13 protein-coding genes are annotated in these 12,779 nt (G+C 69.4%); 1 reads left to right on the top strand and 12 read right to left on the bottom strand.

Annotated elements, in window-relative coordinates:
• The 5 genes from IEZ31_RS57315 to IEZ31_RS42955 form a co-directional block, all read right to left on the bottom strand.
• A partial coding sequence (locus IEZ31_RS57315) for a hypothetical protein (protein WP_229836636.1) occupies positions 1-345 on the bottom strand: 345 nt, incomplete at its 3' end.
• Between the two features lie 146 nt (positions 346-491).
• Positions 492-1,691, bottom strand: coding sequence for a sialidase family protein (locus tag IEZ31_RS42970; RefSeq protein WP_190255893.1), 1,200 nt, complete (start codon positions 1,689-1,691; stop codon positions 492-494).
• Positions 1,684-2,184 carry a sigma-70 family RNA polymerase sigma factor gene (locus tag IEZ31_RS42965; protein ID WP_229836634.1) on the bottom strand — a complete coding sequence of 167 codons (501 nt, stop codon included), beginning with the start codon at positions 2,182-2,184 and terminating at the stop codon, positions 1,684-1,686. The genes IEZ31_RS42970 and IEZ31_RS42965 overlap by 8 nt, the downstream gene beginning before the upstream one ends.
• Positions 2,185-2,357: 173 nt before the next feature.
• Positions 2,358-3,554, bottom strand: coding sequence for an MFS transporter (locus IEZ31_RS42960; RefSeq protein ID WP_190255892.1), 1,197 nt, complete (start codon positions 3,552-3,554; stop codon positions 2,358-2,360).
• Positions 3,551-4,363 carry an HAD family hydrolase gene (locus IEZ31_RS42955; protein WP_190255891.1) on the bottom strand — a complete coding sequence of 271 codons (813 nt, stop codon included), beginning with the start codon at positions 4,361-4,363 and terminating at the stop codon, positions 3,551-3,553. The genes IEZ31_RS42960 and IEZ31_RS42955 overlap by 4 nt, the downstream gene beginning before the upstream one ends.
• A 48-nt stretch (positions 4,364-4,411) precedes the next feature.
• Between IEZ31_RS42955 and pdxR the strand changes: the two genes are divergently transcribed.
• A complete protein-coding gene (gene pdxR, locus IEZ31_RS42950) occupies positions 4,412-5,851 on the top strand; it encodes a MocR-like pyridoxine biosynthesis transcription factor PdxR (protein WP_190255890.1) in 1,440 nt (479 codons plus the stop codon).
• A 146-nt stretch (positions 5,852-5,997) separates the two neighbouring features.
• Here the strand turns inward: pdxR and IEZ31_RS42945 are convergent, their stop codons facing one another.
• The 7 genes from IEZ31_RS42945 to IEZ31_RS42915 are packed head-to-tail and all read right to left on the bottom strand — an operon-like array spanning position 5,998 to position 12,676.
• Complete coding sequence (locus IEZ31_RS42945; RefSeq protein ID WP_190255902.1) at positions 5,998-7,338, bottom strand: formimidoylglutamate deiminase; 1,341 nt, start codon at positions 7,336-7,338, stop codon at positions 5,998-6,000.
• A complete protein-coding gene (locus IEZ31_RS42940; protein WP_190255889.1) occupies positions 7,335-7,676 on the bottom strand; it encodes a hypothetical protein in 342 nt (113 codons plus the stop codon). The genes IEZ31_RS42945 and IEZ31_RS42940 overlap by 4 nt, the downstream gene beginning before the upstream one ends.
• Positions 7,673-9,367, bottom strand: coding sequence for a urocanate hydratase (gene hutU, locus IEZ31_RS42935; protein WP_190255888.1), 1,695 nt, complete (start codon positions 9,365-9,367; stop codon positions 7,673-7,675). The genes IEZ31_RS42940 and hutU overlap by 4 nt, the downstream gene beginning before the upstream one ends.
• Positions 9,340-10,260: an ABC transporter substrate-binding protein gene (locus IEZ31_RS42930; RefSeq protein WP_190255887.1), complete on the bottom strand. Its 921-nt coding sequence runs from the start codon at positions 10,258-10,260 to the stop codon at positions 9,340-9,342. The genes hutU and IEZ31_RS42930 overlap by 28 nt, the downstream gene beginning before the upstream one ends.
• A gap of 30 nt (positions 10,261-10,290) precedes the next feature.
• Positions 10,291-10,968 (bottom strand): ABC transporter permease, encoded by a 678-nt coding sequence (locus IEZ31_RS42925; protein ID WP_190255886.1) that lies wholly within the window; start codon positions 10,966-10,968, stop codon positions 10,291-10,293.
• The gene (locus tag IEZ31_RS42920; RefSeq protein ID WP_190255885.1) at positions 10,965-11,621 is read right to left on the bottom strand and encodes an ABC transporter permease; all 657 of its coding nucleotides are present in this window, start codon (positions 11,619-11,621) and stop codon (positions 10,965-10,967) included. Before IEZ31_RS42920 ends, IEZ31_RS42925 begins: the two co-directional genes overlap by 4 nt.
• The gene (locus tag IEZ31_RS42915; RefSeq protein WP_190255884.1) at positions 11,618-12,676 is read right to left on the bottom strand and encodes an ABC transporter ATP-binding protein; all 1,059 of its coding nucleotides are present in this window, start codon (positions 12,674-12,676) and stop codon (positions 11,618-11,620) included. The genes IEZ31_RS42920 and IEZ31_RS42915 overlap by 4 nt, the downstream gene beginning before the upstream one ends.
• Positions 12,677-12,779: the final 103 nt, after the last annotated feature.

Here is a 12,779-nt window from a genome sequence, read left to right as displayed (position 1 = left end):
ACGCGCGCATGAAAAATGGGCCGACCGCAGCTCGACGACATCAAAGCGTCGGAGATCGAATCGCTCGTCGAGGAGGTGAAAGCGGCCCGCGTTCTCCGCAGCAACGGACGAGGCGGACACAGCAGCGCCGAGAACATGATCACCGCACTGCGGTGCCTGTACCGCCGGGCGGTCGCGGACGGCTACCTCACCGAGGCGCAGAACCCAGCGCTCAAGGTCGCGAAGCCGAAACGACTGCAGAGCACCCGCCGCGCCCTTGCCGACACGCGGCTCGCCGAGATCAACGCCATCGCTGGCACGACCGGCGACGATCCCGCCCTCGACGCGCCGCTGATCCGCCTGCACACGGAGACAGCATGCCGGCGCGGCGGCGCGCAACGGGGTGCCAGAACCGAAGCGGCGGCGCACCTGTGGCTAGCTCCTATCGCGTCGCGCCCAGCGCGTACAGGTCGCCACGCTGATCCAACGACCGGCGACCGAGCCTGTCGCCGTCATGATGGCAGCGGCACCTCCGACCAGGTTCTGCCGTTGCCCGTCACATACGCGGTGCCGGGTCGCCCCTGATCCCATTGCCAGACCAACCCATGACGGGCGTCAGAGCCGGGCGTGCCGCCGGTGATGAGGGCGACCGGCCCGCGGGCGAAGTGGGCGCCGTCGCGGCTCGTTCGCATGGACCCCGCAGCCTCGACGGTCAAGAGAGTCCCGTCGGTGGCGACAGTCAGCGGCCAGGTTGTGCCGCCGTTGCTTGACAGGTCGGTCACCGTCGTCGACCACGTGCTGCCACCGTCGGTCGTTTGCAGGAGGCGCTCGGCCGGGTCGGCGGCGTTACGTCGGGCGAACGCCACGTATGCCTTGTTGTCGGGCCCGGCGGCCACCCCGGACGGCATGTCGTCGGGTTCGAACGACCGGCTCTGCCAGGTCGCGCCACGGTCGGTGCTCCACGCGATCCGAAAGGACGAATCGAGCTCGCCCGAACCGGCCAGCAGGGCCCATAGGCGCTCGCCAGCCATGGTGTAGGCGACGACCGTCCGCCCGGCCAGCTCGGTGAGCCGCAGCTGGAACACTGCGCCGGAGGCGGCGTCGATCGCGAACGGGGCGGCCGGGAGACTTGCACATTGCATGCCGCAGTCGACAACCGTCGCGCCGGGCGGAAACGCGTCCACCATCGTGACGGCCGACGCGGCCGGCTGCCAGGTCGCACCGCCATCACTCGTGAGCTGCCAGGTGTCGTCAACCTTGACGCGGTACGTCCGCATATTCAGAATCTGCAACCCCGGCAGCGTGCTCGGACGCGTGAGTGGATCGGTCGGGCAGGCAAGCGGCTCACGCGTTGCCTGCTCAGGTGACCAGGTTCGACCGCCGTCCGTGGTGACGGTGAACCGCATTGCGCAGTCGACTTCCCGCGCCGCGACTGCATCCGTCGGGGAGAAGAACACCAGCTGTTGCACACCCTGCACGTCCTCGAGGTCTGGCCGGTCGGGGCCAGGTCCACCGGCGGTGGACGGCATGATCACCGCGGCGCCCAGTAGCGGAACGAGCGCCAAGGCGATGCCCGCCCTGCGTATGCGCCGACGAGCGGCGGTCCGCGCGTCGAGTTCGGCCAGGGCGGGCTGCCGAACGGCCTGGGCCACGGCACTGGCATTGAAGGCGTGACGGAGGTCGTCGACGAAACGATTCGGGTCGTCAGACATGCTGGCTCCTATCGAGGTTCAGATCGGTGAGCAGCACCGCGAGCGCCACCCGGCCGCGTGAAAGCCGGGACTTCACCGTGCCGGTCGACACGCCGAGCGTCAGCGCGACCTCGTCGATGGGCAGATCAGCGAGGTAATGCAGGGCGATCGCGTGCCGCTGCCCGGCGGGAAGCCGGCGCAGCGCGGCCATCAGCGCGATGTGCTGTGGATTCGGGTCGGGGACGTCTGGTGGTGGGCCTATCCGGCGCAGCAGGACCTCCAGCATCCGGCGTCGCCGATGCCGGGTGCGGCTGACGTTGATGGCTACGTGACGCAGCCAAGCTTCCGGATTCTGCAGGCGACCGAATCGCTTCGGCGTGGTGAGCGCCCGCACGAACGCTTCCTGTACTGCCTCATGCGCTTCGGCGAGGTCGCCGGTCACCGCATACACCTGAACCACGAGACGTTGGAAAGACCCCGCGTAGATTCCGCCGATGTGTTCCGCGTTGGACACCAGCGCTCCCTTCCTCAACTACACCCACCCACGGCGAAGCCGGAAGGTTCCCTGCGAAAAGTCGGCGCCTTCGGTCCAGGGACGTGGTGCTTCCAGCCCTGTCAGCTGCCGACATCCGCGGACTCGGGTGGTGCGATACCCGGCATGGGTGGGCGGACGTCGGATGGCGACCCTCACCGCAATAGATCGAAGTCCGATGTGGTCCGCTCGGCTCCGGTGCGCTCCGGGCGCTGGTCGAGCAGGCCGGCTGCTGCGGCGACCAGCCCGGCGAGGATCGCCACCACCATGAACGACCAACGCAGGGAACTCGCCGCCGCCACCCCGCCGATGACGCTGGGAGCTGCTAGCCCGGCGCCGTAACTGACCGTCGCCACGCCGGCGACACCCACCGCCGGGCTGGCCGCGGCGTGTCCGGCGGCGGCGAATGACAGCGGCACGACGACCGAGACGCCCGCCCCGATCAACATGAACCCAGCCATAGCCAGCAGCTCCGTGTGGGCGACGACGACGAGCAGCGCTCCGGTGGCCCCGACCAGCCCGCAGATCCGCACCGTCCGGCCGGCGCCGAACCACCGGACCACGAGGTCCCCGCCGAGCCGACCGCCGGTCATCGTCAAGGCGAACACGCTCGTCGCCAGAGCCGCCGAGGCCTCGTCGGCGCCCAGAACTCTTCGCATGAAAATGGCCGACCACTCGTGGGCGGCGACCTCCGGAAAGACCGCGCAGAAGCCGACCAGTCCGATGAGTAGAACACGCCCCTTCGGCAGACAAAACCAGGGCACCCGTTGCTGTCCCGGCCGGTCCACGGTCGCGGGCGGCCCGCTCAACCTGGCTGCGGCGATCAGACCGACCACCAGCAACCCGCCCGCCGTCACTGCGAAATGGACGCGTGCGTCGACCCGAGCCCGCGCGAACAGCGAGCCGGCGAACGCCGCCACGAGCACCCCGACGCTCCACGATCCGTGCAGCCCTGACATGATCGACTTGCCGAGCCGCTTCTCCACCTCGATACCCTGTGCGTTCATCGCCATGTCCGCGGTCCCGCTGGTCATCCCGAACACAAGCAGAAGCGTTCCGAAGACCATCACGTTCTGGGACAGCGCCGGCAGGGCCAGTGCGGTGCACCACGCCGCCAGCGTCATCATCGTCGAGGTCCGGCCGCCGAACCGCTGGACGAACCGGCCGGCCAGCGGGGTCGCCACGAGCACGCCGACCGAGATCATCGACAACGCCAGGCCGAGCTGTCCTGCGCCCAGGCGGAGGTGATCGGCGATCCACGGCAGCCGCGACGCGAATGTCCCGAGCACCGTGCCGTGCACCGCGAACACCGCCGCGACCGCCCAGCGCTCCCTCGCCACCGGACTGCTCATGACGGTACCGGAAAGAGTTGCTCGAGAACTTCGGCGACGCCGTCGTCATCGTTTGCGCCGATGACCCAGTCGACCGTGGCGAGCACATCGGGATGTGCGTTGGCGACGCCGTACGAGGTCCCCGCCCAGGCGAGCATTGACAGGTCGTTGGGCATGTCCCCGAACGCCACGGCCTCGGCTGGGTCGACGTCGTAGCGCGCCGCCAGGTCTGCCACGGCCGAAGCCTTGCTTACACCTGCGGCCGTCGCCTCGACCAGTCGCAGTCCGTTCGAATGGTAAACGGTGACGATTCCCGCGAGGACGGGCGCCGTGAGCCGCAGCAACTCGTCGGCGGAGAGCACTGGGTGGCGGCCCAGGAGCTTGGGTGCGGGGCGACCGAACAACTCGGCGTCGCTGAGCCGCTGGAGGGTGACCCCGGCGTCCCATGAGCCCGGCTCATAGCGGGCATCGCCGGCGAGTGCGTCGGCGTATTCGACGGCCAGACCGATCCCGCCGACAGTCGAGCGCAGCAGCCGGGCCGCCTCGGCGAGGCGCGCCGGAGGGATGAGGTGCTTGTCGATGACCTTCTCGCGGTACAGGTCGTAGATGAGCGCGCCGTTGGCGCAGATCGCCGTGCCCCGGTGACGGAATGCCTTGGCAACGGCACCCATCAGTCGCGGCGGTCGGCCGGTGACCAGGACGAAGCGTGCGCCCGCCCGATCGATCCTTTCGAACGCCGCAACGGTTCGGGCGGAGATGGTGCCATCGTTACGGACGATTGTCCCGTCGAGGTCACAGGCGACCAGGCTAGGCGTTGGGGACGTCACCATGAGCGGCTCCCTCGAGTGGCGGTCACAGCCACCGTAGGGAACGTTGGAATGGGAGTACCGTCCAATGCTGTGTCGAAAAACCAGTCCAATTCTGCCCGGGAAGTGTTGCTGCTTCTAGACGAGCAGATGGCTGGACCGTTGCACGACCGGCTACGCCGGGCCGTCCGCGCCGCGATCGCCAGCGGGCGGCTCCCGGCCGGCAGCACGCTCCCGCCGAGCCGCACCCTCGCCGCCGACCTGGGCTGCTCCCGATGGGTTGTCACCGAGGCATACGCGCAATTGGCCGCCGAAGGTTACCTTGAGTCGCGTGCCGGGTCCGCCACCCGCGTGCGTTCGAGCGCCGGGAGCGCCGCGACCCGAACCGCGCCGCTGGCGCCGCTGCCACCGCTTCCTCGCTTCGACTTCGCCCCTGGGCTGCCGGACCTACGGGCATTTCCCCGCCAGCACTGGTCGGCGGCAGTACACCGGGTCGGCCTGCGGGCCCCACATCCAGACTTCGGCCATTTGGAGCCCGCCGGACACCGGGACCTGCGACGGACCCTCGCCCAGCACCTTGTGCGCTCACGTGGCGCGGCGGTGACGCCCAACGACACCACCATTTGTGCAGGCACGACCGACGCAGTCACGCGGATCGCCCGGGCCCTGCGAGCCTGCGGCGTCACCCACGTCGCCGTCGAAGAGCCCGGCTGGCCAGGGACTCGCAAAGCCATCAACGACGCTGGGCTCGTGCCCGTCCCGATCGATGTCGACGGAGACGGGCTGCAGGTCGACCCGTTGCGCACGCAGCCGCGGATCCAGGCGGTGGTCGTGGCCCCCTCACACCAGTTCCCCACCGGCACCGTCCTCGCGCCGACCCGCCGCGCCGAGCTCATCGCTTGGGCGGACGCGGTCGACGGCATCATCCTGGAAGACGACAAGGATGCAGACTTCCGATACGATCGCCGTCCAGTCGCCGCCATGCAAGGCATGGCACCCGCCCGGGTGGCCCTGCTCGGCTCACTCAGCAAGACGCTCTCCCCAGCGTTGCGCATCGGCTGGTTCACCGTTCCACCCCGCTGGGCCACCGCGATCCGGACGGCCAACCCGATGGAACTGCCTCCGCCGGTGCTCGACCAGCTCGCGTTCGCTGCGCTCCTTGAGAACGGCGTCTATGACCGCCATCTTCGGGCAAGTCGGCGGCGCTACCGGACCCGCCGCGACTCGCTCATGGCTGAACTGTCCCAGAAACTGCCCAGCGCTCGCGTGTCAGGCGCGGCGGCCGGACTGCACCTGCTGCTCCATCTCGAGGACGCTGACGCGGCCGACGTGGTTGCGCTCGCCGCGAGGGACGGTGTGCGCGTTGGCAATCTCGCCGACTACCACACCGCAACCGAACCGGCCGAGTCGACACTGGTCGTCGGCTACGGCAATCTCGCCGACAGTGGCATCAACGAAGCGGTCGACCGGCTCGCCCGAGCGATCGAGCGGGTCACGGCCATGCACGTTTGATCCGGCACTGACCCCTCGATCTCGGGCCTAACCAACTCGCGTGACCATCCCATCGCTACGTTGGGTCTGGAGGACATCCAACGCCGTCATTCCTGTCGGGCCGGTGTCATGACGTTCTCCGTCGAGAGACACCGGTTACCCGTTGCTCATCCGGTCACGTCGGTGATTGCGTGGTCCAACGCCCGCGGTACCTCAGGCACGAGCAGGTGCGTGAAGTCGCGGACCACGAACCGGCCGCCGACCACGACGTGACGGACGTCGGCAGCGATCGCGGCGAAGACCACCGACTCCGCGGCGGTGGCGGACCGGAATCCGGCCAGCCGGGGCGTGTCCACCGCGATGGTGACGAAGTCGGCGAGCCCACGCTCGGCGAGCCGCCCGGCATCCGCCCAGCCGAGCGCGGCGTGGCCGTTCGCGGTGGCGGTACGCAACAGGTCAGCGGCGGCCCAGTGGCCGCGCTCCTCGGTGCGCAGCCGCTCGTTCAGTTCGACACCGCGGGCCTCCTCGAACAGGTCGATCACGGCGTGGCTGTCGCTGCCCAGGGTGATCGGGGAGCCAGCACCGTTGAGTTCGACGGCCCGGCCGATCCCGTCCGCGAGGTCGCGTTCGGTGGTCGGGCACATACACGTCGAGGCGCGGGCGGCGCCGATCAGCGCGATGTCCCGATCGGTGAGGTGGGTGGCGTGGACCACCGAAGTACGGGGGGTCAACGCCCCGGCCTCGGCGAGGATCTGGGTGGGCGTGGCGCCGTACTCCGAGAGACACGCCTCGTTCTCGGCCCGCTGCTCGGACAGGTGCACGTGCAGCGGGGCGGCGTGTTCGTCGGCCCAGGCTACAACCGTGTTCATTCGGTCGCGGGGCACCGCGCGCACCGAGTGCAGGGCGGCGCCGCAACGGGCGTTGGGGCGCTCCCGCAGCGCCGCGGCGAGCTCGCCGGCCCGCGACGCCCACCGGTCGGCGTTACCGTCACCGAAGCGCAGCTGCGGCCCGGCGAGCGGCTGGCCGAGCCCACCGGTGAGGTAGCACGTGTCGAGCAGGGTGATCCGGATTCCGGCCTCGTCCGCGGCGGCGACGAGCGCCTCGGCCATCGTGGTGCTCCTTGCGTACGGGGTGCCGCCGGGACCGTGGTGCAGGTAGTGAAATTCGCCGACACAGGTGATCCCGGCGAGCGCCATCTCGGCGTACACCGCGCGGGCGAGCGAGTGGTAGCGCTCCGGGGTGAGCCGGTCGGCGACCTTGTACATCTGCTCGCGCCAGGTCCAGAACGTGCCCCGGCCGGCCTGGGTGCGGGCGCGTAGCGCCCGGTGGAAAGCGTGCGAGTGGGCGTTGGCCAGCCCGGGCATCGTGAGCCCGGCCAGTCTGGTCGCTTCAGACGGCGGCGGCACTCCCGGGCGTACGGTGGTGATCCGCTCTCCCGTCGTCTCGATCAGTACCTGCGCGGCCGGACCGGTCGGCAGCAATGCGTGCTCTGCCCACCACAGGTTCACCGTCGGCACGCCAGGTCCTCAAGCACATCGGTGAGGGCGTGCAGGGCGCTGACCACGCCGAGTGGTCCGTCGAAGGCGCCGCCGTCAGGTACGGAGTCCAGGTGCGACCCGGCGACCACGGCACCCGGGCCGGGCGAGCCGCACCACTCCCACAGGTTGCCGTTGCGGTCGGTATGCACGGTCAGCCCGCGGGCCTGCGCCTGATCGGTGCACCAGGCCCGGCACTCCAGGTCGGCCGGGGTCCAGGAGAACCGGCGATAGGCGCCCGTGACCGGGTGCCGGCCGAGCGGCGGCTGCTGCGCCCACATCTCCTCGAAGCCGCTGACGGCGTTCCTCACGCGGTCTCCTCGCTGGTCATCGGCACCCGGACCCCTCGTTCCCGCGCGACCTCGGTGGCGAGTTCGTAGCCCGCGTCGGCGTGGCGGATGACGCCCATGCCGGGATCGTTGGTGAGCACCCGTTCGATCTTTTGCCCGGCAAGTGCGGTGCCGTCGGCGACGCATACCTGTCCGGCGTGGATGGAGCGTCCGATGCCGACGCCGCCGCCATGGTGGATGGACACCCAGGACGCGCCGGACGCCGTGTTCACCAGTGCGTTGAGCAGCGGCCAGTCGGCGATCGCGTCCGAGCCGTCGGCCATCGCCTCGGTCTCCCGGTACGGCGAGGCGACCGATCCGCAGTCGAGATGGTCCCGGCCGATCACGACGGGAGCGGACAGCTCGCCGGCGGCGACCATCTCGTTGAAGCGGACTCCGGCGCGGTCCCGCTCGCCATACCCGAGCCAGCAGATCCGGGCCGGCAGGCCCTGGAACGCGACCCGTTCGCCGGCGAGCCTGATCCAGCGGGCCAGGGACTCGTTCTCCGGGAAGAGGTCCAGCACCGCGCGGTCGGTCGCGGCGATGTCGGCCGGATCGCCGGACAGCGCCGCCCACCGGAACGGGCCCTTGCCCTCGCAGAACAGCGGCCGGATGTACGCGGGCACGAAGCCGGGAAACGCGAACGCCCGCGTGTAGCCGCCCAACTGCGCCTCACCGCGCAGCGAGTTGCCGTAGTCGAACACCTCCGCGCCAGCGTCGAGGAACCCGACCATCGCCTCGACGTGCTTCGCCATCGAGGCTCGCGCCCGGCCGGTGAACTCCTCGGGCTTGGCGGCCGCGTAGTCCCCGGCGTCGCCCAGTTCCACGCCCTCCGGCAGGTATGCCAGCGGGTCGTGCGCGCTGGTCTGGTCGGTGACGATGTCGATCTCGAGGCCGCGGCGCAGCAGCTCCGGGAACACCGTGGCCGCGTTGCCCACCACCCCCACGGACAGCGCCCGGCGCTCCCGCTTGGCCGCCGTGACGAGCGCCACCGCCTCGTCCAGCGACGGCGCGACCGTGTCCAGGTACCGGTGCTCGACCCGGCGGGCCAGCCGGGACGGGTCCACGTCGACGATCAGGCAGGCACCGCCGTTCATGGTGACCGCGAGCGGCTGGGCACCACCCATTCCGCCGCAGCCCGCCGTCAACGTCAACGTGCCCGCCAACGTGTCACCGAACCGTTTCGCGGCCACCGCCGCGAACGTCTCGTACGTGCCCTGGAGGATTCCCTGGGTCCCGATGTAGATCCACGACCCGGCGGTCATCTGGCCGTACATCGTCAGGCCAAGCTTCTCCAACCGGCGGAACTCCGGCCACGTCGCCCAGTCGCCGACCAGGTTCGAGTTGGCGATGAGCACCCGGGGCGCCCACTCGTGCGTCCGGAACACCCCCACCGGGCGTCCCGACTGCACCAACATCGTCTCGTCGTCGCCCAGCCCGGTCAGCGTCCGCACGATCGCGTCGAACGACCGCCAGTCCCGCGCCGCCTTGCCGGTCCCCCCATACACCACCAGGTCATCGGGTCGCTCGGCCACCTCCGGGTCGAGGTTGTTGTGCAGCATACGCACCGCGGCCTCCTGCGGCCAGCCGCGGGCGGTGCGGGCGGCGCCACGCGCCGCCCGCACCGGACGATCCCCATTCACGGTCACACCAGCCCCTGTTCCTTCAGCCATGCCTTGGCGACCGCTTCGACGTCCTGCTTGTCGCTCTGCACCTTCTTGTCGAGCGCGGCGAGCGTGGTCGTGTCGAGCTTCGCGGAGAGCGCGTTGAGAACGCCGCGGACCGTGTCGTTGACCTTGGCCTTGTTCACCAGCGGAGTGACGTTCTGCGAGCTGAACAGGTTCTTCGGGTCCTCGAGCACAACGAACCCGTTCTCCGGCACCGCTGGGTCGGTGGTGAAGAGGTTCGCCGCCTGGACGTCACCCTTCTTCAGCGCCGCCACGGTGATCGGACCTGCGGTGTCCAGCGACTTGAACTCCTTGAACTGGATGCCGTACGCGCTGGCGAGCCCGACCACGCCCTGGTTACGGGTCTTGAACTCCGGGGGTCCGCCGAGCACAAGGTCCTTGGCGACCGGCCCGAGGTCTCCGAGTGTCTTGAGCTTGTACTTGGCCGCCGTCTCGCTGGAAACCACGACCGCGTCCTTGTCCTCCGCGGCCGCAGAGTTGAGTAGCTCGAGTTCGGCCGGCAGCTTGACGGCCAGCGCCGTGTTGACCTCGCTAGTGCTGGTCGCGGTGGCGTCCTTGTCGAGGTACGCCAGGAGCGCGCCGTTGTACTCCGGCAGGATGGAGATCCTGCCGGACTTGATCTGGTCGTAGATGATCTCCCGGGCGCCGATGTTGAACTGCCGGGTGACCTTCACTCCCTTGGCCTCGATGGCCTGCGCGTAGATTTCGCCGAGGAGCACGTTCTCCTGGAAGTTGGCGGAGCCCACCACGACCGAGCCCGCGTCGCCGCCGGCAGCAGCGTCGAGCGGATTGGAGCTGCCGCCCCCGCCGCAGGCGGCCAGCGCCATGAGCGCGGTCACGCCGGCAACGGCGCCAACGGTACGGATGCTGAATCTCATTGCTTGGGAGTCCTCTCGGGGATCCGGTGATTACCGTACGGTTGCCCGCTGGCGTACGCCCTGGGCGACGATGAGCCGGGCGAGCAGCGTGAAGATGGCTTCGGTAAGCAGCGCCAGCAGAACGGCCAGGACCGCGCCGCCGACCATGACCTCGTACTCCCGCCGGGCGAGGCCGTCGAAGATAAAGCGACCGAGCCCGCCGAGCCCCACGTAGGCCGCGATGGTGGCGGTGGACACGATCTGGATGGCTGCGGTCCGCAGACCGAGGATGATCAGCGGCAGCGCGACCGGGATCTCGACCTGCAGCAGGACCTCCCGGCCGGTCATGCCGACCCCCTTCGCGGCGTCGCGCAGTTCCGCGTCGACCTGCCGGATCCCTTCGTACGTGTTGACCAGGATCGGTGGGACGGCGAGCGCGACCAGCGGGACCAGGGTCGGCACGAGACCGATGCCGAACGCCACCACGGCCAGCCCAACCAGACCCAGGGTGGGCAGTGCTCGAGCCGCGTTGCCCAGGTTCACCACGAGGAATCCGGCCCGGCCGGTGTGTCCGATCAGCAGGCCGAGTGGCACCGCCAACGCCATGGCGATCAGCAGGGCCAGGCCGAAGTAGTAGAGGTGCTCGCCCACCCGGTTGGGGATGCCGTCCGGGCCGGACCACTGAGCCGGCTGCAGGAACCAGTCCAGCACGAGTTGCACGAGGTTCATGATCGGGCCTTCCCGGTCCGGCTCCACGGGGTGAGCACGCGTTGGAGCAGCACCAGCACCGCGTCAGCAAGCACCGCCAGCGCGACCGTGAGCACGATGCCGACCACGATGGGCGTGGGGAAGTTGCGCTGGATGCCGTCGACAAACAGCTGCCCCAGGCCGCTGATGCCAATCAGCGCGCCGATGCTCACCAGGCTGATGTTGGCCACCGTGGCCACCCGCAGCCCGGCGAACACCACCGGCACCGCCACCGGCAGATCCACCTGCACGAGGCGCCGCACCGGTGAAAAGCCCATGGCGACCGCGGCTTGCCGCACGTGTTCGGGGACCGACCGAAGCCCGTCGACGACGTTGCGGACCAGCACTGCCAGGGTGTAGATGGTCAGCGGAATGATGACGGTCCACCCGCTGAACCCGGTGTATTTGATGAGCACCACGAACAGGGCCAGCGACGGCAGGGCGTACAGGGTGCTCGTGACGGCCAGCACGAGCGGGTAGATGCGGGGCCAGCGAACGCAGCAGAGCCCGAGTGGCAGAGAGATCGCCAGGCCGAGCAGCACCGGCAGCAGCGCCAGGTAGACGTGCTGAGTGAGCAACTCGGCGAGCAGGTCGACGTGGCTGCCGATCCAGCTCCACCGCCAGTCCCAGGTCACCGCGTCGCCACCGGCATGCGCAGCCGCAGGGTGATCTCGGCCTGATCGGCGAGCCCGACGACGCGGCCATCGGCATCGACGCCGACAGCGATCCCGGATGGGTTGAGGATCGCGCTGTCCAGGGCGGAACGCAGCGAGTCGACGCCGACAGTGAAGGTACGCGCGCAGGGCCGCAGGTCCGGATCGCCGGCGGTTGCCCAGCCTGCCGGGCGACCGTCGGCGTCGACGACGAGCGCCCACTCAAGCCCGGCCGGCATTGTGCCCGCAGCGACAAGGCGGTCAGTGGTCAGTGGCAACCCATCGGAGCTGAGGAAGGCGAGCCGCCGTACGCCCCGGTCCTCGCCGAGGAACTGCGCGACGAAGTCGTCGGCCGGGGCAGCGAGCAGGTTCGCCGGGGTGTCGTACTGGCCGATCCGGCCGCCCACCTTCAGCACGCAGACCTGGTCGCCGAGCCGGACCGCCTCGTCGATGTCGTGGGTCACGAAGACGATGGTCTTGTGCAGCTCGGCCTGCAGCCGGACCAACTCCTCCTGCAGGCTCTTGCGCACTACCGGATCGACGGCGCTGAACGGCTCGTCCATGAGCATGACCGGCGGATCCGCGGCGAGCGCCCGGGCAACACCGACCCGCTGCTGCTGGCCGCCGGAGAGCTGATACGGGTACCGCTTGGCGAACGATGCCGGCAGGCCGACGAGATCGAGGAGTTCCATCGCCCGGCGACGGGCCTTGCGGCGGTCCCAACCCAGCAGGTAGGGGACGGTGGCGACGTTGTCCACGACCGTCCGATGTGGAAAGAGTCCGCCGTGCTGGATGACGTAGCCGATGCGCCGGCGCAGCGTCGGCGGGTCGGACGCGCTGATGTTCTCGCCGTCGAGTCGGATCGTGCCGGAACTGGGCTCGACCATCCGATTGATCATTCGTAGCGTCGTGGTCTTCCCACAGCCGGACGGGCCGACGAAAACCGTGATCTTTCCCGCGGGAATTTCCAGGCTGAGCTCGTCGACAGCGACGGTGCCGTCCGGGTAGCGCTTGGTGACCTCGGAAAATGTGATCAAGGCATCTCCGCAACAGCCGACCGTGAATGGATGTATTCATGCTCTTGTTCCATGAAGAACTTGTCAAGATAATGGCCCAGAGGTTTTACCCGCCCGACATCTA

It is taken from the genome of Dactylosporangium sucinum, from assembly GCF_014647515.1.
Classification (GTDB): Bacteria; Actinomycetota; Actinomycetes; order Mycobacteriales; family Micromonosporaceae; genus Dactylosporangium; species Dactylosporangium sucinum.
The sequence above is the reverse complement of the archived record's forward strand: the minus strand, read 5'-3'. Positions and strand labels throughout refer to the sequence as shown.

Coding starts and splice junctions, on each gene's coding strand:
- IEZ31_RS42930 (WP_190255887.1), bottom strand. CDS start 10,260: ATGAGATTCAGCATCCGTACCGTTGGCGCCGTTGCCGGCGTGACCGCG.
- IEZ31_RS42970 (WP_190255893.1), bottom strand. CDS start 1,691: ATGTCTGACGACCCGAATCGTTTCGTCGACGACCTCCGTCACGCCTTC.
- IEZ31_RS42925 (WP_190255886.1), bottom strand. CDS start 10,968: ATGAACCTCGTGCAACTCGTGCTGGACTGGTTCCTGCAGCCGGCTCAG.
- IEZ31_RS42955 (WP_190255891.1), bottom strand. CDS start 4,363: ATGGTGACGTCCCCAACGCCTAGCCTGGTCGCCTGTGACCTCGACGGG.
- pdxR (WP_190255890.1), top strand. CDS start 4,412: ATGGGAGTACCGTCCAATGCTGTGTCGAAAAACCAGTCCAATTCTGCC.
- hutU (WP_190255888.1), bottom strand. CDS start 9,367: ATGGCTGAAGGAACAGGGGCTGGTGTGACCGTGAATGGGGATCGTCCG.
- IEZ31_RS42960 (WP_190255892.1), bottom strand. CDS start 3,554: ATGAGCAGTCCGGTGGCGAGGGAGCGCTGGGCGGTCGCGGCGGTGTTC.